Here is a 22,460-nt window from a genome sequence, read left to right as displayed (position 1 = left end):
ATCTACCTTTTACTTAAGCGTTGTCTTATGCGTATAGCGGGTTAGTTTTTTCAGTGTCGATGTCGAATTTCTTAATCGCTTCAACAACTACTGATTTCTCAACTTCACCACGTTTCATTAGTTCAGTTAGGGCTGCAACTACGACGTAACCTGCATTCACTTCGAAGTGACGACGTAGGTTGTCGCGGCTGTCTGAGCGACCAAAACCGTCAGTACCCAGTACTTTGTAAGACTCAGCAGGAACGAACGCACGTACTTGCTCTGCGTAGTTCTTCATGTAGTCAGTCGCTGCGATTGCAGGCTCTTTACCAAGTACAGTTGTGATGTAAGGTACTTTCGCTTCCGCTTCTGGGTGAAGCATATTGAAGCGCTCTGCATCTTGACCGTCACGAGTTAGTTCGTTGAATGATGTTACTGAGTAAACATCAGACGCTACGCCGTAATCTTCGCTTAGGATTTGAGCTGCTTTACGTACTTCATTCATGATAGTACCAGAGCTCATTAGCTGAACTTTCGCCTTTGAACCTGCGTAAGTTTCTAGCTTGTAAATACCCTTACGGATGCCTTCTTCAGCGCCTTCTGGCATTGCTGGCATTGCGTAGTTTTCGTTCATTAGCGTTAGGTAGTAGAACACATTCTCTTGGTTCTCACCGTACATGCGACGGATACCGTCTTGCATGATAACTGCTAGTTCGTATGCGAACGTTGGGTCGTAAGAAATACAGTTAGGAACCGTGCCCGCCATGATGTGCGAGTGACCATCTTCGTGCTGTAGACCTTCACCGTTTAGTGTCGTACGACCAGCTGTAGCACCTAGTAGGAAGCCACGCGCTTGTTGGTCGCCAGCTAGCCATGCCATATCACCTACACGTTGGAAACCAAACATTGAGTAGTAGATGTAGAATGGGATCATTGGCAGGTTGTTGGTGCTGTAAGATGTTGCAGCCGCAACCCAAGATGCCATTGAGCCTAGCTCGTTGATACCTTCTTGTAGAACTTGACCAGAAGTTGCTTCTTTGTAGTAAGACACTACGCCGCGGTCTTCTGGAGTGTATTCTTGACCGTGTGGGTTGTAGATACCAATCTGACGGAATAGACCTTCCATACCAAACGTACGTGCTTCGTCACAGATGATAGGAACGATGTTCTTACCGATTTGCTTGTTCTTAAGCAGGATGTTTAGCGTACGTACGTATGCCATCGTGGTTGAAATTTCACGTTTTTGCTCATCAAGTAGCGGAGCAAACTCTTCCAGTGCTGGCACTTGGAATTCACCAGTGAACTTCGGTAGACGCTTAGGCGTGTAACCTAGTAGCGCTTGACGACGACCGTGTAGGTAGTTGTATTCAGCCGAACCTTCTTCCAGTTTTAGGTATGGAAGGTTTTTCATTTCTTCGTCTGAAATTAGATCTTGTAGACCTAGGCGATCACGTAGGTGTTGAACATGAGTCATGTCCATTTTCTTCACACCGTGCGCGATGTTCTTGCCTTCTGCTGCGTCACCCATGCCGTAACCTTTAATGGTTTTCGCTAGGATTACAGTTGGTTTGCCTTGAGTCTCTTTCGCGTTGTTGAATGCCGCGAATAGTTTAGATGAATCGTGACCGCCACGCTTAAGTGCGAAGATCTCGTCATCTGTCATGTCTGCTACAAGTGCCGCTGTTTCTGGGTACTTGCCAAAGAAGTGTTCACGTACGTAAGCACCATCTTTAGATTTGAACGTTTGGTAGTCGCCATCGATAGTCTCGTTCATAAGCTGTAGTAGCTTACCAGAGGTATCTTTTGCTAGTAGTGAATCCCAGTTGTTACCCCAGATTACTTTCACTACGTTCCAACCTGCACCTTTGAATAGACCTTCAAGTTCTTGAATGATCTTACCGTTACCCATTACAGGACCATCTAGACGCTGTAGGTTACAGTTGATTAGGAAACATAGGTTGTCTAGCTTTTCACGAGCTGCAAACGATAGTGCGCCGCGTGATTCTGGCTCATCCATCTCACCGTCGCCAAGGAAAGCGTATACACGTTGAGCTGAAGTGTCTTTAAGACCACGACCTTCTAGGTATTTTAGGAAACGAGCTTGGTAGATCGCAGAGATAGGACCAAGACCCATAGATACCGTAGGGAACTGCCAGAATTCAGGAAGCAGTTTAGGGTGTGGGTATGAAGGAATACCTTTACCATCCACTTCTTGACGGAAGTTGTCTAGTTGCTCTTCAGTTAGACGACCTTCAACGAAAGCACGAGAGTAGATCCCTGGAGAGATGTGACCTTGGTAGTAAACCAAGTCGCCGCCGTCTACGTCGTTCGCTGCGCGGAAGAAGTGGTTGAAACACACTTCGTAAAACGCTGCTGCTGACTGGTAAGAAGCCATGTGACCACCTAGGTCTAGGTCTTTCTTAGAAGCACGTAGAACGATCATGATTGCGTTCCAACGGATGATTGAACGAATACGACGCTCGAGCGTGGTGTCACCTGGGTAAGCCGGCTCTTGAGCGGCTGGAATCGTGTTGATGTAGTTAGTATTGATACCTGTTGGCATATCTACACCATCAAGACGTGCTTTCTCTAGAACGGTTTCTAGTAGAAATTGTGCACGCTCAACACCTTCTTCACGTACCACTGACTCAAGTGCTTCTAGCCAATCTTGAGTTTCCAGTGCATCTACGTCATGCTTCATATCAGACATGGCGATCTATCCTTCTGTTGGTTGGATCTACTGATTTAAGCAACAACTCTTATGAGTTGTTACCTTGCTGAATTCGACGCAGAGAGCGCTCTCGTCGAGACTCTTCACGAGTCAAATCCAACAATGTTTCTTCAATATAAGCTAAGTGTGAGTGAGACATTTCACGTGCCTGTTCTGGCTCGCCTGAAACAATCGCATCCACGATATTAGCTCGGTGCTTACTTACTTTCTCCACCACCTCTTCACGGCGATGTAGTAATTTTAAATTCTGTAGAATGTTCTGCTCGAGCAAAGGAGCAAGGCTGCGCACGATATGCAGCAACACCACGTTATGGGCGGCTTCTGTCAGTGCAATAAGAAACTGCATCACCGCTGCGGCTTCTGCTTCAACATCTTGCTTTACTTGTTCTGCGCTAATGTTTTCGAGCGCGGCTTGAATACGAGCAAAATCTTCATCGGTACCACGCAGAGCTGCAAAGTACGCTGAAATGCCTTCCATCGCATGACGCGATTCCAGTAAATCCAGCTGAGTTTCAGAGTGGCTAGACAATAAATTTAGCAGAGGATCGGAAAAACTCGTCCAAATCTTCTCACTGACGAACGTACCACCCCCCTGACGACGGGTTAGCAGTCGTTTTGCTTCCAGTCTCTGAATGGCTTCACGAATCGAAGGACGGGAAACATCGAACTGTTTAGCCAGCTCGCGCTCGGGTGGCAACTGCTGCCCCGGAGACAATGTTCCTTCTACAATCAACCTTTCAAGCTCTTGTTCAATAACATCAGAGAGCTTTGGCTGACGAATCCTTTGATAAGCCATACTTTTTATAGTTTTCCTTTGCAGGTAATTGGTAATACCAATTTTCAATGGCGTAGAAATTAACATATCCACGCAGCAAGTTCCAGCCAAAAATTGATGTAAATCATAGAATGGGGGTTACCGTAACCAATAATTAACAATAGTTAATAGATCGAGCAATGAGATTGGTCTTACCAATTACAAAATATAAACAGGTGGGAATAAGGCGTGCTAGCGATCACGCTATAATTGGTAAGTTTTATGAAAAAATGAAGAAATGTTGAAATTTATATGCTTATTTTGAAAAGAAAAGTAATGCCACTTTTGCAACAAATAGGGGTTACACTCTAGTTTACACTGTATTTTTATATAAAATACAACGCCCTATATAAAATAAGACGTTGTATTTCTAATGCTTACTTAGCTTCGATAGCGTCAATCAACAACTGCAGAGATTGATTACCTCGGAACTCATTAACATCAAGTTTATAAGCCAGATGCACGGTTTTTACCGAAGCATCAGGCCAACGGCGTAAATCAACATTAAAAGCAATACCATCAATCATAATGTTGGTTGGATGGCCTTTAAACAGCGGCTCCAACATCAACTTAAGATGTTTTTCACCAACCAGTTTCTGATGCAGCACTTTAAATTCACCATCAAACACCGGCTCAGGGAAGGCTTGTCCCCAAGGTCCACCCGCTCTCAGCATCTGAGCGACATGCATAGAAAATTCTTCAGGCTTAAGCTCGCCGTCAGAGAGGATAACCCCTTTTAATGCCGCTTCATCCAATTCGCTTTCAACTGCCTGATCAAACAATTTGGCAAAGCGTTCAAAGTGTTTCTCTTCAATGGATAAACCTGCCGCCATCGCGTGACCGCCAAATTTTAAGATCAATCCAGGATTTTGCGTATCAATCCTATCCAGCGTATCACGCATGTGCAAACCAGGAATTGAGCGGCACGAACCTTTAATGATGCCATCACCACCATCGGCAAAAGCGATTACTGGGCGGTGAAACTTCTCTTTGATGCGCGAAGCTAAAATCCCTATCACACCTTGGTGCCAATCGCGTTGGAACAATACCAATCCAAACGGTAATTTGGCATTTTCACCAAACTGTAAGCGCTCACAAAAAGCCATTGCTTCTTGCTTCATGCCCTCTTCAATCTCTTTACGAGTTTGATTAAGACCATCTAATTCACTCGCCATACGGCGCGCGGCATGAATGTTATTACTTAGCAAAAGCTCCACGCCAAACGACATGTCATCTAAACGACCCGCGGCATTAATTCGAGGGCCAAGAGCAAACCCAAAGTCAGAAGCCACTAAACGGCTGGCGTCTTTTTTAGCCACTTCAATCAAAGCTTGAATACCCGGACGAGCATGACCCGCACGAATGCGTTGTAAGCCTTGATGAACCAGAATGCGATTGTTTTCATCAAGGGCCACTACGTCGGCGACCGTGCCCAGCGCAACGAGGTCGATCAGCTCCATTAACTTAGGTTCTGGTTTACCTTGCTGCTGGAACCAGCCCACATTTCGCATGTGTACGCACAAAGCCATCATCAGATAAAAAGCAACGCCTACACCTGCCAGTGATTTAGAGGGAAAAGCACACTCTTGTAAGTTCGGGTTTACCATCGCATCGGCGATAGGTAACTCTGCACCCGGCAAGTGGTGATCGGTCACTAGAACTTGCAAGCCCTTCTCTTTGGCATAACGCACCCCCTCTATCGAAGAGACGCCGTTATCCACCGTCATAATCACTTGCGCACCAATCTCGATGGCTTGATCAACCACTTCAGGACTTAAGCCATAACCATCTTCAAAGCGATTCGGCACGAGGTAGTCGACATTACTGCTGCCCAGCATACGCAAAGCCAGCACCGACAAAGCTGAACTTGTAGCACCATCGGCATCAAAATCGCCGACCACGATAATACGCTGATTAGTTTTTATTGCGGCAAACAGTAATTCCACCGCGAGTTGAATGCCGTGTAGTTTTTGGAATGAGTGCAAACCGCGAGCCCCTGTTTCGAGCTGCTCGACGGAAGTAATCCCACGCGACAAGTAGATGCGTTTTAGCAGCGGCGCGATGGTGTCAGGTAGCAGTGATGTGTCTTGCTCTGGACGGCGTTGAATTTCTATCATATCAAAATAAAAATAGGCTCTATCGAGCCTATTTCCTTAGGTTATTTCTGTTCTAGTCGTTTCAGTAACTGCTCTGGTGGCAGGTAACCACCCACCATCTCACCGCTTGGCAAGAAGATAGCTGGCGTGCCGCTAATACCCAGTTCACGACCTAGCATGTAGTGCTTTTGGATCGTCTCTTGGCACTGTTTAAAGTTTGCACTTTTTGCCGGGAATTTACGGTTTACTTTACCGTCGTGCATCGCCGCTTGCTGATCATCTGCACACCAAATAGATGCCATTTGATCCGCCACGCTACCCGCACCACCTTGGCGAGGGAAAGCCATATAACGCACGGTAATACCCAAGTCGTTATAGCCTTGAATCTCATTGTGCAGTTTCACGCAGTAGCCACAGGTGATATCGGTAAATACCGTCACCACATATTTTTCATTGTCCGCTTTAAACTCAATCGTTGAGTCTTTCAGCGCTTCAATTTTAGCGGCATTGATTGGCGCTTGGCGCTCTGCCAATACATCTTTGTACTGACCATTTTGATCCAGCTGGTACAAAGTACCTGCCAAGAAGTATTGACCGTCAGGAGAAGCAAACAGCACACCGCCATTGGTTTGAACTTCCACTAAACCTTTGATGTCTGCAGGTACTACGTCATTTACTTGTAAGCCTAGCTTTGCAAAACGCTCAGCTAGCTCAGCTTTGTTAAAATCACTTTCTGTACTCGCGCTAGCAAAAGAAGACACTGCTAGAAGTGGCAGCGCAAGTAATGTCATTCGGCGTAATACGCTCATTGTTTTCACCTTCAATAGTTTCCAAAGCAAGGACTTATGCCCTTGGGTGGTGCTCGCTGTGCAACTGCTTTAATCGCTCGGTTGCGACGTGAGTATAGATTTGTGTGGTCGACAAGTCACTATGTCCTAGTAACATCTGCACAACACGGAGATCTGCGCCATAGTTTAGCAAGTGAGTCGCAAACGCATGGCGTAATACATGGGGTGACAACAGCTCAGTATCAATCCCTGCAATAACAGCATAGTGTTTTATACGATGCCAAAACGTTTGACGAGTCATCTGTCTCGCACGTTTACTTGGAAAAACCACATCCGAGGTTTGCTCCCCAAGTAACTCAGACCGCCCTTGTTGGATAAAAGTTTCAATCCATTCCACCGCATTCTCACCCATTGGCACCAAGCGCTCTTTGCCCCCTTTACCGGTTACGCGCACCACGCCTTGGCGCAGGCTGACATTTTCCATGGTCAGGCTAACTAATTCCGTCACACGTAAGCCTGTCGCATAAAGCAGCTCTAACATCGCTTTATCACGCAGCTCCATCGCATCGTTGGGATCGGGTGCATTGAGTAGCGCGTCCACTTGCGCTTCACTCAAATCTTTCGGCAGGCGCTTAGGCAATTTAGGGCTGACTAATAAAGCACTTGGGTCATCACTGCGGATTTTCTCGCGGTGCAAATACTGAAATAAGCGACGAATTGCCGACAACATGCGCGCACGGGAAGTTTGTTTATAGTCTTGGTCAACGAGAAAGGTTTGATACTCCTGCAAACCGGAAAGACTAATAAAATCTAGACGATAATTGCGCTCTTGCATCCATGCCAGCAGCTTGACTAAATCAGTGCGATAAGAAGAGAGCGTATTCTCTGAAAGCCCGCGCTCCATCCACATCGAATCGAGGAACTGCTCAACAATACCATGATCTGGCGAGATAATTTCTGACACAACAACTCTTAAAATTCTTGAGGCTATAGTTACTATCACTGTAAATGCATACAGCAGATAAAGCCATAAAAAATCCATTTAACCATCGATATTCGCTGCAAAGCTCGCCGATTTATGGTTAGAATTCGCCAACCGCTCAACAACAAAGATACACAATGATGAAAATCGGTCTATTTTATGGTTCCACCACTTGCTACACCGAAATGGCAGCAGAAAAGATGCGCGCTATCATTGGTGAGGAGTTGGTCGACATTCACAATGTAAAACAAACGCCATTAGAAACAATGGCAGACTACGACTTACTGCTACTAGGTATTTCGACTTGGGATTTCGGTGAAATACAAGAAGATTGGCAAGCAATTTGGGACACAATTGGCGGCGTCTCCCTGCAAGGTAAGACCGTGGCACTGTTTGGTTTAGGCGATCAAGAAGGCTATGGCGAATGGTACCTTGACGCGATGGGACTTCTACACGATGAAGTCAAAAAAGCTGGCGCAACGGTAATTGGCTACTGGCCAAACGACGAGCAATATCAATTTGAAGCCTCAAAAGCACTGACTGAAGACGGCAGCATGTTTGTTGGCTTAGCGCTGGATGAAGATTCGCAATACGATCTCAGTGACGAGCGCATTGCCACTTGGATTGAGCAAGTGCTAACGGAATATCACGAATCTTTGTAAGATTTGAGAACGCTTCGCTGCGAGAGTCGGGAACGCTTGCGTTTTAACGCAAGCTTCGAGAGTCGCGAGGAAACTCGCGACATAAAACCTCGATCTCTCGCATCTAAACTCTTTCCCTCTCAAGTCTCGCTTCTCAGATCTCAATTCTCAATTCTTAGCGCAGCGCATCTCTATACCTCGTCCAATCAAACACCAAACCCGGGTCGGTCTTTCTCAGCGGCGCAATATATTGATGCCCGGTAATACGCGGCAGCGTGATCTGCGGGTAGTGAGTCATTAAATCTTGAGTCAGCGTGGTGAGTGCTCGATATTGCTCATCGGTATAAGCGACATAGTCACTGCCTTCCATCTCAATTCCAATTGAATAATCATTGCAACGCTCACGTCCAGCAAAGCTCGATGCACCTGCGTGCCAAGCCCTATCAAGAAACGACACAAACTGCACTACTTCACCATCACGGCGGATCAAGCAGTGAGCGGAAACGCCCATTTTGTGGATCACCTGAAAAAACGGATGCTCTGCGGGGTCCAATTTACCAAGAAAAAACTGCTCGATATAAGGACCACCAAACTGCCCCGGCGGCAAACTGATGTTATGGATCACCAACAGCGAAATGTCCTCGCTATCACTGCGTTGGTCAAAAAAAGGCGAAGGTACATGGCGCGCTGGCTCATACCAACCTTGAGAATCAATCATCCGGTTATTTCTCATTGTCCATAATGGGCACTAATTTTAACTTTTTGCCAATAAAATGCGAGATTAATGGCTGAATTTCACTCGCAGTCAGCGTATCATTCTCATCTCTGTTCAACTGCGTATTAGATTTGCGATGAAAAACACACACAATAGCCAAGAGCGTCTTGAATATTTGAAGCAGCAACTGCCATTAGAGATTTCCCGAGCAGTCAGCGAAACGCTAAAAGAAGATTTAGGTGGCACACTTGATGCTGCTAACGATATTACCGCAAGTCTAATCCCTGCAGATGCGCACAACGAGGCAACCATCATCACTCGCGAGCACGGCGTTTTTTGTGGTCAAGCGTGGGCTGATGAAGTATTTAAACAACTGGGTGGTGAAGTTACGATTGAATGGCATGTTCAAGACGGTGATAAAGTTGAACCAAACCAAGTATTGTGCACCCTTTCAGGCCCTGCTCGCGCACTGTTAACCGGTGAGCGCAACGCGATGAACTTCATCCAAACCCTGTCAGGCTGTGCAACAATGACAGCACAATACGCGAAGCAGCTTGAAGGTACTGAGTGTCGTCTGCTTGATACGCGTAAAACCATTCCTGGTCTGCGCAGCGCGCTAAAATACGCGGTAGCATGTGGTGGCGGTTTCAACCACCGTATTGGCGTATTCGATGCCTACCTAATTAAAGAAAACCACATTATTGCCTGCGGCGGCATCTCACAAGCGATCAAAACCGCACAAGAGCTCAACCCTGGTAAACCAGTGGAAGTTGAAACTGAAAGCCTAGATGAGCTAAAACAAGCGATTGAAGCAGGCGCAGACATCATCATGCTCGACAACTTCACCACAGATATGATGCGTGAAGCTGTCGCTATTAACGCTGGTCGCGCGGCACTAGAAAACTCTGGCAACGTAACTCTAGAAACCATTCGTGAGTACGCTGAAACAGGCGTGGATTACATCTCGGTTGGTGCTTTGACAAAACACCTGAAAGCGATGGATCTCTCGATGCGTTTTAAATAACGCCGACGCAATTCTAACCGCGCCAAATCGAAATTGTTAAGGCTACTCATGCGAGTGGCCTTTTTGTTGTATTGCAATTGGGCTTAGCTATAGTGAAGTGAGTCTTTGCTAAGCTATAGCCAGCTGTGAAGTTGAGGAATCTAAAATGAAAAAGTACCTTGCCGTTGTGTTGACCTTTTTAGCTCTAGCGGGCTGTGCAACATTCGATGAAGGGGTGAAATCGGTCGCAGACGATCTGAACCGTAAAGTACATGGTGACTTTGATTAGTCGCAGATAAGCTTGAAAGCAAAAACGCCCTCATGTGAGGGCGTTTTGATAATTAAAGCTTACGTCGAAGCAGCATTATGGCAATGGTGAGGAACACCAAGCTTGGCATGATCGCGCCAAATGCGGGCGGAATGTTATATACCAAACTTAAAGGACCAAAGAATTCGCTGGAAATATAGAAGGTAAAACCTGCTACTACGCCAGACAAAATACGCGCGCCCATAGTCACACTACGCAGCGGACCAAAGATAAATGACAACGCCATCAGCATCATAACGGCAATCGAGAATGGCTGAGTCACTTTACGCCAGAAAGCCAAATCATAGCGAGAAGCATCTTGCTCAGAGGCTTTGAGATAGCCAACATAATCATACAAACCACTTAAAGAGAGCTCTTCTGGTTTAACCGTTACTACCGCTAACTTATCTGGCTCTAAAGATGTCGTCCAACGATATTCAGGTAATGTGGTTTTCGACAGCTGCACTTCATTATCCATTTGCGAGACTTGTACATCTTTCATTACCCACTCATTATTGCTGGAGTATTCGACTTCTTTGGCAAAATAAACGTTTTGTAGCTGTTTCTGATTGTCAAAACGCCACATGTTTAAACCATACAGTTTGTCGTTTTCAATCTTGCCGATAAAGATAAAGTCGTTGGCATCGCGCGCCCATACCCCAGTACGCACCGATAATATGGCACCATTAGATGTCGCAAACGCGCGCAAGTCACGCGCCATTTTTTGCGCTTGTGGCGCCCCCCATTGACCAAGCAAGGTAACGATGATCATCAGCGGTACTGCGGTTTTCAATACTGACAAGCCGATGTCGAGCTTAGAAAAACCTGCCGCTTGCATCACCACAAGTTCAGAGCTTGAAGCCAGCATGCCAAGCCCAATCAGTGCACCAAGTAATGCCGCCATTGGGAAGAACATTTCGATATCACGCGGGATACTGAGCACCACATACAGCAGTGCTTGCAGTAAGTCGTAACTACCCTGCCCAACTTTACGCAACTGCTCAACATATTTGATAATGGCAGAAAGTCCGACAAACGTCGCCAACACCAACGAGGTGGTGGCGATGATCGTTTTACCAATATAAAGGTCTAAAATCTTAAACACGACTTAAGCTGCCTTCTTCTTTTGTCTCAGTTTATCTTTAAAGCGTCGCACTGGAATGCTGTCCATCAAGTTGACACCAATGGCGGTCACAAGCAGAGCAAAGTTAATTGGCCACATGCCGACCATCGACGGAATCGCACCGTCTTCTAGTGCCGATTTGGTCGCACTGATCGCCAAGAAATACGCAAGGTAAATCAAAATAGCCGGTCCCATTTTAGCAAAGCGTCCCTGACGAGGGTTCACCGCCGATAACGGCACGACCAACATCGTCAGCAGTGGAATACACACCACTAAAGAGATACGCCATTGCAGTTCAGCTTGCGCTTTCGGATCAGGATTTTTCATCAAATCCATGGTTGGAATCGCTTCCCAATCACGTCCTTTACGCTTCACTTCACTTTGACCAATCACACCTTGGTATTGCTCGAACTGCGTCACCATGTAATCAATTCGAGTCGGTACACCTTCATAACGCGTACCATCGAACATACGGATCACTTGGCGACCATCACTGAGCTCTTTCACTTCACCCGATTGCGAGAAAGCCACACTTGGCAAGATCGAATCACGTGGACGCATCTGGGCGATAAACACATGTTTTAGCTGCCCATCATCAATGTCATCAATGAAAACTACCGAAGAGCCATCGGGCGTGCCCTGAAAGTGACCTTTTTGCAGCAGATCAACACTGTTCTCTGCTTGCATCTTCTCTTCTAATTGAATGATTTTCTCTTGGCTGTATGGCGATAGCACAAATGCATTAAATGCCGCAGCAGCGCCAGTAATAACAGCCAAGTAGAGCGCAGCACGGATCAAAAATTTGTTGCCGATCCCCGTTGCGTTCATGACGGTAATTTCACTTTCCGCATACAGACGCCCAAAGGTGAGCAGGATCCCCAAGAACAAACTCAAAGGCAGCATTAATAAGCCCATCGATGGCATACTCAAACCAACGTAGTGCATTACTAATCCGGCTGGAATCTCACCATCTGACGCCTCGGCCAAAACACGAATCAATTTCTGACTGAGAAACACCAGAAATAGGATAAAAAATATCGCAAATTGGCTTTTGAGTGTCTCGCGGATCAAATATCTAACAATAATCACGCTGAAATTACCTATACAAAACTTGTTTTTTTAATTGAATCACTATAATTTCCCGTTGAACCCTTTATTTTTTTAAAATATCTAACTAAGTGTTAGCGTGCTAATTTAAAGGTAGTTCCGATTAAGGAATCAACAAGTAAGCAGGCATTATCTAACATTTAGTTCTATTTGTCTTCAGGATGTAGGAGTACGCATGGAGTTCAGTGTAAAAAGTGGTAGCCCTGAGAAACAACGCAGCGCTTGTATCGTCGTGGGCGTATTCGAGCCACGTCGCCTTTCTCCAGTTGCCGAACAACTAGATAAGATTAGCGATGGCTATATCAGTTCACTACTTCGCCGTGGTGATCTAGAAGGTAAACCAGGTCAGATGCTACTATTGCATCAAGTACCGGGCGTGCTATCTGAGCGCGTGCTTTTGGTTGGCTGCGGTAAAGAGCGTGAGCTTGGCGAACGTCAATACAAAGAGATCATTCAAAAAACCATCAATACGCTTAACGAGACTGGTTCAATGGAAGCGGTATGTTTCCTAACTGAGCTACACGTTAAAGGTCGTGATACGTACTGGAAAGTGCGTCAAGCCGTTGAAGCAACTAAAGATGGTTTATACACGTTTGACCAATTCAAAACTGTTAAGCCAGAAACTCGTCGCCCACTACGTAAACTGGTATTCAACGTTCCAACTCGTCGTGAACTAAACCTTGGTGAGCGAGCTATCGCACACGGTCTGGCTATCGCATCAGGCGTAAAAGCATCCAAAGATCTTGGCAACATGCCACCAAATGTAGCAAACCCAGCCTACCTTGCCTCTCAAGCTCGTCGCCTAGCTGATGACTATGAATCAGTGACCTCTAAAATTATTGGTGAGCAAGAGATGGAAAAACTGGGTATGACTTCATACCTAGCAGTAGGTCGTGGTTCGAAAAATGAATCGATGATGTCGATCATTGAGTACAAAGGCAACCCAGATCCAGATGCCAAACCAATCGTACTGATTGGTAAAGGTTTGACGTTCGATTCAGGTGGTATTTCAATCAAACCAAGCGAAGCGATGGATGAGATGAAGTACGACATGTGTGGTGCAGCGTCTGTCTTCGGTGCAATGAAAGCACTTGCTAAGCTAAACCTTCCGCTAAACGTGATCGGCGTATTGGCAGGCTGTGAAAACATGCCAGGCAGCAATGCTTACCGTCCGGGTGACATTCTGACAACAATGTCAGGTCAAACTGTTGAAGTGCTAAACACTGATGCAGAAGGTCGCTTGGTACTTTGTGACGCATTAACTTACGTTGAACGCTTTGAACCAGATTGTGTTATCGACGTGGCGACACTAACGGGCGCGTGTGTGATTGCTTTGGGTCACCATATCAGTGGTGTACTTTCAAACCATAACCCGCTTTCTCACGAGCTAGTTAATGCTTCTGAACAAGCGAGCGATCGTGCATGGCGTCTACCTATGGCTGACGAATACCACGAGCAGCTAAAGAGCCCGTTTGCAGATATGGCAAACATCGGTGGTCGTCCAGCCGGTACTATTACCGCAGGTTGCTTCTTGTCTAAATTTGCTAAGAAGTACAACTGGGCACACATTGATATCGCAGGTACAGCGTGGAAATCAGGCGCAGCAAAAGGCTCGACAGGTCGTCCAGTCTCAATGCTAGTCCAATTCCTTTTGAACCGCAGCGGCCAAGAGACAGAAGAATAATTTCTGTAACATACTAAGAAGGGCCGCAAGGCCCTTTTTTAATACACCAAGCAAACGTATGTTTGGTAATGAGCTTTAGGATGAAGCAACGGCAAGGCAAGCGAGCAGGCAATGCAAACAGCAACTTTCTACATCGTAAAAACTGACAGCCCACAAGCAACCACCGCAGGGTTTGCTGACTATGTGCTTTTTCTCAGTCAGCACTTTGCCCGTCAAGGCGCTAAAGTATACTTAAACTGCCAAGATAAAAGTCATGCAGAGGCGATGGCAGAGCTTTTTTGGCAGGTCGATGCAGATAAGTTTATTGCCCACAATCTCGTTGGTGAAGGACCACGCTACGCCACCAATATCGAAATCGGTCATCAAAGGGTTAGACCCTCATGGAATCGTCAATTGGTAATTAATTTGGCGGAAAATGAGACAACCTTTGCGAACAAGTTTGCTCAAGTGGTAGACTTCGTCCCTTGCGAAGAAAAAGCTAAACAGCTCGCACGAGAAAGGTATAAAATCTACCGTCAAGCTGGCTACCAGCTGCAAACGATCGAGATCGAACATCCGTAACGGTCAATCCTTATAGTTAAGCTCTCCTTCCAGAGAGTTCACTTATAAGAATTGACCATGATTAACCAGAACCAGTCCTCGAAATAGTTGGGCTTAGAGCAAGGCAACCAGTGAGTAAACTCATGAGCATACACAAGTATGTGATTGAGCTTTACGAATGCAGTTAACGCCGCTATTAGCCCAAATATGATGAGGAGAAAGAGCGCTATGGAAAAAACATACAACCCAACTTCAATCGAACAAGCTCTGTATCAGACTTGGGAAGAGCAAGGCTACTTCAAGCCACACGGTGACACGACTAAAGAAGCTTACAGCATCATGATCCCGCCACCGAACGTCACTGGTAGCCTACATATGGGCCACGCGTTCCAAGATACGATCATGGATACTCTTATCCGTTGTGAGCGTATGAAGGGTAAAAACACCCTTTGGCAAGTGGGTACGGACCACGCTGGTATCGCAACTCAAATGGTTGTTGAGCGTAAGATTGCAGCTGAAGAAGGCAAAACAAAACACGATTACGGTCGTGAAGCTTTCATCGACAAAATCTGGGAATGGAAAGGCGAGTCTGGCGGTACTATCACTAAGCAGCTACGTCGCCTTGGTGCATCTGTAGACTGGGATCGTGAGCGCTTTACGATGGATGACGGTCTATCAAACGCGGTACAAGAAGTTTTTGTACGTCTTTACGAAGACGACCTAATCTACCGTGGTAAGCGTCTAGTTAACTGGGACCCGAAACTGCACACAGCTATCTCTGATCTTGAAGTAGAGAACAAAGATACTAAAGGCAATATGTGGCACTTCCGCTACCCACTAGCAGACGGCGTTAAAACAGCTGATGGCAAAGACTACATCGTTGTTGCAACCACTCGTCCTGAAACCATGCTAGGCGATACTGGTGTTGCAGTTAACCCTGAAGACCCTCGCTACAAAGATCTAATTGGTAAAGAAATTATTCTTCCTATCGTTGATCGTCGCATCCTTATCGTGGGCGATGAGCACGCGGATATGGAAAAAGGTACTGGCTGTGTGAAAATCACACCTGCGCACGACTTCAACGACTACGAAGTTGGTAAGCGCCACCAGCTACCAATGATCAACATTCTGACTTTCGATGCCAACATCCGTGATGCGGCTGAAGTATTCAATACTAACGGCGAAGCGTCTGATGTGTACGGCACTGAGCTACCTGCGAAATACCACGGTATGGAGCGTTTTGCTGCGCGTAAAGCAATCGTGGCTGAATTCGACGAGCTAGGTCTACTTGAAGAAGTTAAAGATCACGATCTACAAGTTCCTTACGGCGACCGTGGTGGCGTGGTTATTGAACCAATGCTAACTGACCAATGGTACGTACGTACTGCTCCTCTTGCGAAAACAGCAGTTGAAGCAGTAGAAAACGGCGACATCCAGTTTGTACCTAAGCAATACGAAAACATGTACTTCTCTTGGATGCGTGACGTTCAAGACTGGTGTATCTCTCGTCAGCTATGGTGGGGTCACCGCATCCCGGCTTGGTACGACAACCAAGGCAATGTTTACGTAGGTCGCAGCGAAGACGAAGTTCGTCAAAACAACAACCTTGAATCAGTTATTGAACTACACCAAGACGAAGACGTACTCGATACATGGTTCTCTTCTGCACTATGGACGTTTGGTACTCAAGGCTGGCCAGAGCAAACTGACGATCTGAAAGTATTCCACCCATCAGACGTGCTAGTAACTGGCTTTGACATCATCTTCTTCTGGGTTGCGCGCATGATCATGATGACCATGCACTTCGTTAAAGACGAAAACGGCAAACCACAAGTACCATTCAAAACGGTTTACGTTACTGGTCTGATCCGTGACGAAAACGGCGACAAGATGTCTAAGTCGAAAGGTAACGTACTTGACCCTATCGATATGATCGATGGTATCGACCTTGAGTCTCTAGTTGAGAAGCGCTGTGGCAACATGATGCAGCCTCAACTAGCAGCGAAGATCGAGAAGAACACACGTAAGACGTTTGAAAACGGTATCGAAGCATACGGTACTGACGCGCTGCGCTTTACGCTGGCTGCAATGGCATCAACGGGTCGCGATATCAACTGGGATATGAAGCGCCTAGAAGGTTACCGCAACTTCTGTAACAAACTATGGAACGCTAGCCGTTACGTAATGATGAACACAGAAGAGCAAGATTGTGGCTTCAACGGTGGTGAGATTGAATACTCACTAGCGGACAAATGGATCGAGTCTCAGTTTGAACTAGCAGCGAAATCGTTCAACAACCATATCGACAACTTCCGTCTAGATATGGCTGCTAACACGCTGTACGAGTTCATCTGGAACCAATTCTGTGACTGGTACCTAGAGCTAACTAAACCGGTTCTATGGAAAGGTACTGAAGCACAACAACGTGGTACTCGTCGCACGCTAATCACGGTACTTGAGAAGACGCTACGTCTCGCTCACCCAGTGATCCCTTACATCACAGAAACTATCTGGCAAAGCATCAAGCCACTAGTAGAAGGTGTTGAAGGCGAGACCATCATGCTACAAGCACTACCTCAATACGACGAAGCGAACTTCAACCAAGAAGCGCTAGACGATATCGAGTGGGTGAAAGCATTCATCACTAGCATCCGTAACCTACGTGCAGAATACGACATCAACCCAGGTAAACCTCTGGAAGTGATGCTAAAAGCTGACGAGAAAGATGCTGCGCGCCTTGAAGCGAACAAGCAAGTACTGATGTCTCTAGCGAAACTAGAATCGGTACGCGTACTAGCAGCAGGCGAAGAAACACCAGCATGTGCAACTGCACTAGTGGCGAAATCTGAGCTGATGATCCCAATGGCGGGTCTGATCGACAAAGATGCAGAGCTTGCTCGTCTAGATGGCGAAATTAAGAAGACGCACGGTGAGATCAAACGTCTAGAAGGCAAACTAGGTAACGAAGGTTTCGTTGCTAAAGCACCTGAAGCGGTTGTAGCACAAGAGCGTGAAAAGCTAGTCGGCTACCAAGAGACACTCGCGAAACTTGAAGAGCAAAAAGCGACTATCGCTGCGCTTTAATTTCTCGCTAACGCAATAGCAAAGACCGGTCAGATGACCGGTCTTTTTTTATATCAAAACTGTACGATAAATTTAAACCACACGGTTTTGCTTTTCCCCATCCATGTAAGCACAAATATTGTCCATTAAGATATGAGTCAGTTTTTCAATCGCTGAATCACTGCCCCAAGCAACATGTGGCGTTAACAATAAATTTGGTAAGTGGCTATTAGCTAACAGTGGGTTACTCTTATCAGCGGGCTCTTGGCTAAAGACATCCACACCGGCACCGCCAATCTGCTGAATTTTCAACGCATCAACGAGAGCTTGTTCATTGACTAAGCCACCACGTCCGGTATTAATCAAAAGCGCATTTGGCTTCATCTTCGCCAGCTCTTTACTGCCAATCAAATCACGAGTCTGCTCGTTAAGCGGGCAATGTAAGGTAATCACATCAGCAAGCATCAGCACCTGTTCAAAAGGCAAATACCCTTCCCGGCAATTACTTGCGTCTTTGCGCTCAGCAAAAATCACGTTCATCCCAAGCGCTTTGGCTAAGGTCGCTGTGGCTTGTCCAAGCTCACCACTGCCAATCACCCCAAGCGTTGCACCTGCGATATCCCCAATCGGATGAGTAAAAAAGCAAAACTGCTGCTTGCGCTGCCATTCTCCGTCAGCAATGTCGTGGTGATACCCCATCAAATTACGTCTTAGTGCAAACATCAACCCGATAACATGCTCAGGCACCGATTGGGTTGCGTACCCACGTACGTTCGCCACCGCAATACCTGCTTCACGGCAGTAGTCGATATCGACATTATTAAAACCCGTGGCAGAGACTGCTATCAATTCGAGGTTGGGCAATAAAGCCAGTGTACTGCGGTCGAGCACCACTTTATTGGTGATGACGATTTGCGCATCAGTTAAGCGTTCAACAATCTGATCTTGCTCAGTCGTATCGTATTCAACCCATTGGTGGTCAAAAGGTAGGTGAGGAAACTCAATATGATCGGGGATGGTTGAGCGATCAAGAAAGACAACAGTAGGCAGCGACATAAATTTCTCCTTATTTCGCTGCCTCGTGCTCAACTTACTTTAAGCAAGTTGGTCTGGCGCATCGCTATGGTCTTGGCAGCGTTTTGTAATCCGGCAATTTTCGCACAGGGTCGAAATAGTTAAAGATCATCTCTTCGGCTTCCGGATAGAAGTCACAAGGTACAAATATACTTCGTAGCCAATGACTGCGTGGATGATAAAAGCTTAGCTCAGCGGCGTGCAGAGCCAAACGGTCCGAACAACTAAACGCTTCACCCTCTGAATAGAACTCATCACCAACGATTGGGTGCCCTAACGCCTGCATATGTACACGTAACTGGTGTGAGCGCCCGGTTACCGGTAATAACCTGACGATAGTGGTGTTCTCTTCATACTTCGCCACTTGAAAGATCGTTTTCGATGGCTTGCCCGTCTCATAACAGACCTTTTGACGTGGTCTATTTTCCCAATCGCAAATCAGAGGAAACTCAAGTACACCTTCACTTTGCTCGACATGCCCCCATACTCGAGCATAGTAAACCTTATGGGTTAAACGGTATTGAAACTGCTTTTTCAACGCACTTTCTGCGCGCTTGTTCTTTGCAAGAACCATCAGCCCAGAGGTATCCATATCAAGACGATGGACCACCTGTGCATCTGGGTAGGCTTCTAACACACGACTCCAAGCACTGTCGTGGTGCTCAGGTAAACGTCCAGGTACAGACAATAACCCCGATGGTTTGTTGATCGCTAAGATATGCTCATCCTCAAAGACGATCTCAACCCAAGGATCGCGAGGTGGGTTGTATTCCAGCATTGCCATGTTACTTGCTCCAAGAAACGGGCGATAGCACTCAGCCTATCGCCCGCAATAGATGGGATTATTGGTGAGAAACCACAATCATACGTAGCGAGTCTAGTTGGAACTGCGCTTTACTGATGTAGCCTGTTAGCTCTTTGATTTGCGCATCAATCGCTTCAATCTCTTCGTCACGAATGTTTGGGTTAACCGCTTTCAGCGCTTGCAGACGCTCTAGCTCACCGTTTAGGCTCACTTGCATCTCTTGCTGAGCTTGAGCGCGAATCGCATCGACCTTACTCTCGACCAGCTTATCACCTGCATTAATTAGCTGATGCACCTGCGCTTGCACTGAAGTCACCAATTTCGCAGCAATATGGCGACCAACCGGGCTTAATTGACGGTTGAAGCTTTCAAACTCGACCTGCTCAGACAGATCATTACCTTTGCCATCCAGCATCATGCGAATTGGAGTTTGTGGCAAGAAACGGCTGATACCACTGCGTTTCGGCGCTTGCGCATCAACCTTGTAAACCAGCTCAAGTAGCATAGTGCCAACCGGTAGCGCTTTGTTTTTCAATAGCGATACCGCTGCGGTACCCACCCCTTCACTCATCAGTAGATCAATACCACCTTGGATCATCGGGTGTTCCCAACTGATAAAGTGCATATCTTCACGAGAAAGCGCGGTTTCGCGATCGAAAGTAATTGTAGCGCCTTCGTATGGTAAACCTGGGTAGCTTGGCACCATCATATGATCAGATGGCGTCACCACTAGCGCATTTTCACCTTTGTCATCTTGGTCCAAACCAATGGTGTCAAATAGGCTTAGGGCAAACGTTACTAGGTTAGTATCACCATCGGTTGCTGAAATTTTCTCAACGATTTCTTGTGCACGTTCACCACCGTTAGAGTGCATCTCTAATAGACGGTCACGACCTTGCTCAAGTTGCGCTTTCAGCTCTTTGTTCATTTGAGCTGATTCTTCAATCACCTCATCTAAACCTTCGCTGGTGCCTGATGCCAAGATCTCAATCAAACGATCTGAGAAGCGATCATACACCGAACGCCCCGTTGGACAGGTTTCCGCAAATGCGTTTAAGCCTTCATCAAACCAACGCGCTAGAATCGCTTGCGAGGTACCTTCTAGGTACGGCACATGGATATCGATATCGCGGTTTTGACCGATACGATCCAAACGACCAATACGCTGTTCAAGTAAGTCTGGGTTGAATGGTAAATCGAACATCACCAGCTGATTAGCAAACTGGAAGTTGCGACCTTCTGAGCCGATTTCGCTACAGATAAGTACCTGAGCACCGCCCTCTTCTTGAGCAAAGTAAGCTGCCGCTTTGTCACGCTCTAGAATCGACATACCTTCGTGGAATACGGTCGCACGGATACCTTCACGCTCACGCAGCGCTTGCTCTAGTTGCAGCGCAGTGCTGGCACGTGAAGCGATCACCAAGATTTTCTCGCTGCGCTTATCTTTGATTTTCTCAAGTAACCAGTTCACACGAGAGTCAAATTGCCACCAGCTTGAGTCTTCGCCTTCAAACTCTTGGAAGATCTCTTCTGGGTAAAGATTTTTCAAAGCGCGCGCTTCTGGACTCATCTTACCGCCAATCATGCCTGATACGCGCATCGATGTGGTGTATTGCTGCGGAATCGCCATTGGCAATAAGTGCACATTACGCGTTGGAAAGCCTTTGATCGCCGCACGAGTGTTACGGAAAAGTACGCGACCAGTACCGTGACGATCCATCAAGTTATCAATCAACTCTTGACGAGCCGCCGCTTTATCGGCTTCATCACTGTTGCTTTCAATAATGCGGAACAGCGGCTCGACATCTTGCTCAGACAGTAGCTCGGTAATTTGGTTTTTCGCTTCATCAGGCAGTGCCTGACCAGAGAACAGCATGCTAACAGAGTCGGCAACAGGTGCGTATTGCTCTTCTTCTTTAACGAATGCTTGGTAATCGTAGAAACGGTCTGAATCTAACAGGCGCAGACGAGCAAAGTGACTCTCACGACCCAATTGCTCTGGGGTTGCGGTTAGCAGTAGGACACCAGGGGTACGTTCAGCTAAACCTTCAACCACTTGGTATTCGCGGCTTGGTTTATCTTGGCTCCACTCTAGGTGGTGCGCTTCATCGACAACCAGTAGGTCCCACTCACCTTCTAATGCTTGCTCGTAGCGCTTACGACTCTTACGCAGGAAATCGAGTGAACACAATACATATTGCTGAGTATCAAATGGGTTATCCGACTCGGCAAACGCTTCAATGCAGCGCTCTTCATCAAAGATTGAGAAGTGCAAGTTAAAGCGACGCATCATTTCAACCAGCCATTGGTGTTGCAGCGTTTCAGGTACCACGATAAGGATACGCTCAGCACGACCCGCCAATACTTGTTGGTGAATAATCATGCCCGCTTCGATTGTCTTACCTAGACCTACTTCGTCTGCCAGCAAAACACGTGGTGCGTGACGACGACCGACTTCATGAGCAATATACAACTGGTGAGGGATCAAACCTGCACGCATACCACACAGACCGCGCATCGGGCTCTTGTGCTGTTCGTACTGATTTTTTAGTGCACGGTAACGCAACACAAAGTTGTCCATACGGTCGATTTGACCGGCGTACAACTTATCTTGTGGCTTATTAAAACGAATCTGGTTACTAAGCATAATTTCGCGTAGTACAACTTCTTCATCGTTATCTTCACGCGTACCGATGTATGATAGCAGTCCTTGTTCTTCGACCACTTGCTCAACTTTTAGTGACCAACCTTGTTGGCTCTCAATTACATCACCAACATTGAACGTCACTCGGGTTACAGGCGCATCGCTACGGGCATAGACACGGTTCTCTTCTGATGCCGCAAACATTAGTGTCACTGTACGCGCATCCAATGCAACAACGGTTCCTAAACCTAGATCACTTTCCGTATCGCTAATCCAGCGTTGGCCCAAAGCAAATGTCATGAATCGACTACCTCATTTAACAAATTTGTTATTTATTTTAGCTGCTCTCGCGCCATTTCAAAGG

17 protein-coding genes are annotated in these 22,460 nt (G+C 46.6%); 6 read left to right on the top strand and 11 right to left on the bottom strand.

Annotated elements, in window-relative coordinates; genetic code table 11:
• Positions 1-25: 25 nt before the first annotated feature.
• The 5 genes from aceE to xerD all read right to left on the bottom strand — a co-directional run bounded on the left by aceE (position 26) and on the right by xerD (position 7,372).
• Complete coding sequence (aceE, locus tag DPF93_RS09220) at positions 26-2,689, bottom strand: pyruvate dehydrogenase (acetyl-transferring), homodimeric type (RefSeq protein ID WP_114765911.1); 2,664 nt, start codon at positions 2,687-2,689, stop codon at positions 26-28.
• Between the two features lie 49 nt (positions 2,690-2,738).
• Positions 2,739-3,506: a pyruvate dehydrogenase complex transcriptional repressor PdhR gene (gene pdhR / locus DPF93_RS09215; RefSeq protein ID WP_114765910.1), complete on the bottom strand. Its 768-nt coding sequence runs from the start codon at positions 3,504-3,506 to the stop codon at positions 2,739-2,741.
• A gap of 395 nt (positions 3,507-3,901) precedes the next feature.
• Complete coding sequence (gene recJ / locus DPF93_RS09210; RefSeq protein ID WP_114765909.1) at positions 3,902-5,641, bottom strand: single-stranded-DNA-specific exonuclease RecJ; 1,740 nt, start codon at positions 5,639-5,641, stop codon at positions 3,902-3,904.
• Between the two features lie 41 nt (positions 5,642-5,682).
• Entirely contained in the window at positions 5,683-6,429 is a 747-nt protein-coding gene (gene dsbC, locus DPF93_RS09205) for a bifunctional protein-disulfide isomerase/oxidoreductase DsbC (protein ID WP_114765908.1), read from the bottom strand.
• A 34-nt stretch (positions 6,430-6,463) separates the two neighbouring features.
• Complete coding sequence (gene xerD / locus DPF93_RS09200) at positions 6,464-7,372, bottom strand: site-specific tyrosine recombinase XerD (protein WP_114765907.1); 909 nt, start codon at positions 7,370-7,372, stop codon at positions 6,464-6,466.
• Positions 7,373-7,530: 158 nt separating this feature from the next.
• Here xerD and fldB point away from each other — a divergent pair, with 158 nt between their 5' ends.
• The gene (fldB, locus tag DPF93_RS09195) at positions 7,531-8,052 is read left to right on the top strand and encodes a flavodoxin FldB (RefSeq protein ID WP_114765953.1); all 522 of its coding nucleotides are present in this window, start codon (positions 7,531-7,533) and stop codon (positions 8,050-8,052) included.
• A gap of 154 nt (positions 8,053-8,206) precedes the next feature.
• On the opposite strand, the gene ampD is transcribed toward fldB, so the two are convergent.
• The gene (ampD, locus tag DPF93_RS09190) at positions 8,207-8,749 is read right to left on the bottom strand and encodes a 1,6-anhydro-N-acetylmuramyl-L-alanine amidase AmpD (RefSeq protein ID WP_114765906.1); all 543 of its coding nucleotides are present in this window, start codon (positions 8,747-8,749) and stop codon (positions 8,207-8,209) included.
• A 133-nt stretch (positions 8,750-8,882) separates the two neighbouring features.
• Between ampD and nadC the strand changes: the two genes are divergently transcribed.
• Positions 8,883-9,770 (top strand): carboxylating nicotinate-nucleotide diphosphorylase, encoded by an 888-nt coding sequence (gene nadC, locus DPF93_RS09185; protein ID WP_114765905.1) that lies wholly within the window; start codon positions 8,883-8,885, stop codon positions 9,768-9,770.
• Positions 9,771-9,915: 145 nt separating this feature from the next.
• Positions 9,916-10,038, top strand: coding sequence for a hypothetical protein (locus DPF93_RS21515; RefSeq protein WP_279628060.1), 123 nt, complete (start codon positions 9,916-9,918; stop codon positions 10,036-10,038).
• Positions 10,039-10,090: 52 nt separating this feature from the next.
• Here DPF93_RS21515 and lptG read toward each other — a convergent pair whose 3' ends face one another.
• Positions 10,091-11,161, bottom strand: a complete 1,071-nt coding sequence (gene lptG / locus DPF93_RS09180; protein WP_114765904.1) for an LPS export ABC transporter permease LptG — start codon at positions 11,159-11,161, stop codon at positions 10,091-10,093.
• Between the two features lie 3 nt (positions 11,162-11,164).
• Complete coding sequence (gene lptF, locus DPF93_RS09175; RefSeq protein WP_114765903.1) at positions 11,165-12,268, bottom strand: LPS export ABC transporter permease LptF; 1,104 nt, start codon at positions 12,266-12,268, stop codon at positions 11,165-11,167.
• A 193-nt stretch (positions 12,269-12,461) separates the two neighbouring features.
• On the opposite strand from lptF, the gene pepA reads away from it, so the two are divergent.
• From pepA to DPF93_RS09160, 3 genes are all read left to right on the top strand, one after another.
• A complete protein-coding gene (gene pepA / locus DPF93_RS09170) occupies positions 12,462-13,970 on the top strand; it encodes a leucyl aminopeptidase (protein ID WP_114765902.1) in 1,509 nt (502 codons plus the stop codon).
• Between the two features lie 111 nt (positions 13,971-14,081).
• Positions 14,082-14,531, top strand: coding sequence for a DNA polymerase III subunit chi (locus DPF93_RS09165; RefSeq protein ID WP_114765901.1), 450 nt, complete (start codon positions 14,082-14,084; stop codon positions 14,529-14,531).
• Positions 14,532-14,738: 207 nt separating this feature from the next.
• A complete protein-coding gene (locus DPF93_RS09160; RefSeq protein WP_114765900.1) occupies positions 14,739-17,594 on the top strand; it encodes a valine--tRNA ligase in 2,856 nt (951 codons plus the stop codon).
• Between the two features lie 72 nt (positions 17,595-17,666).
• Here the strand turns inward: DPF93_RS09160 and DPF93_RS09155 are convergent, their stop codons facing one another.
• The 3 genes from DPF93_RS09155 to rapA form a co-directional block, all read right to left on the bottom strand.
• The gene (locus DPF93_RS09155) at positions 17,667-18,629 is read right to left on the bottom strand and encodes a D-2-hydroxyacid dehydrogenase (RefSeq protein ID WP_114765899.1); all 963 of its coding nucleotides are present in this window, start codon (positions 18,627-18,629) and stop codon (positions 17,667-17,669) included.
• Positions 18,630-18,693: 64 nt separating this feature from the next.
• Positions 18,694-19,431, bottom strand: a complete 738-nt coding sequence (gene rluA / locus DPF93_RS09150) for a bifunctional tRNA pseudouridine(32) synthase/23S rRNA pseudouridine(746) synthase RluA (protein WP_114765898.1) — start codon at positions 19,429-19,431, stop codon at positions 18,694-18,696.
• Between the two features lie 58 nt (positions 19,432-19,489).
• Complete coding sequence (gene rapA / locus DPF93_RS09145) at positions 19,490-22,396, bottom strand: RNA polymerase-associated protein RapA (protein ID WP_114765897.1); 2,907 nt, start codon at positions 22,394-22,396, stop codon at positions 19,490-19,492.
• Between the last annotated feature and the right edge of the window lie 64 nt (positions 22,397-22,460).

The organism is Vibrio rhodolitus, from assembly GCF_003350325.1.
Classification (GTDB): domain Bacteria; phylum Pseudomonadota; class Gammaproteobacteria; order Enterobacterales; family Vibrionaceae; genus Vibrio; species Vibrio rhodolitus.
The sequence above is the reverse complement of the archived record's forward strand: the minus strand, read 5'-3'. Positions and strand labels throughout refer to the sequence as shown.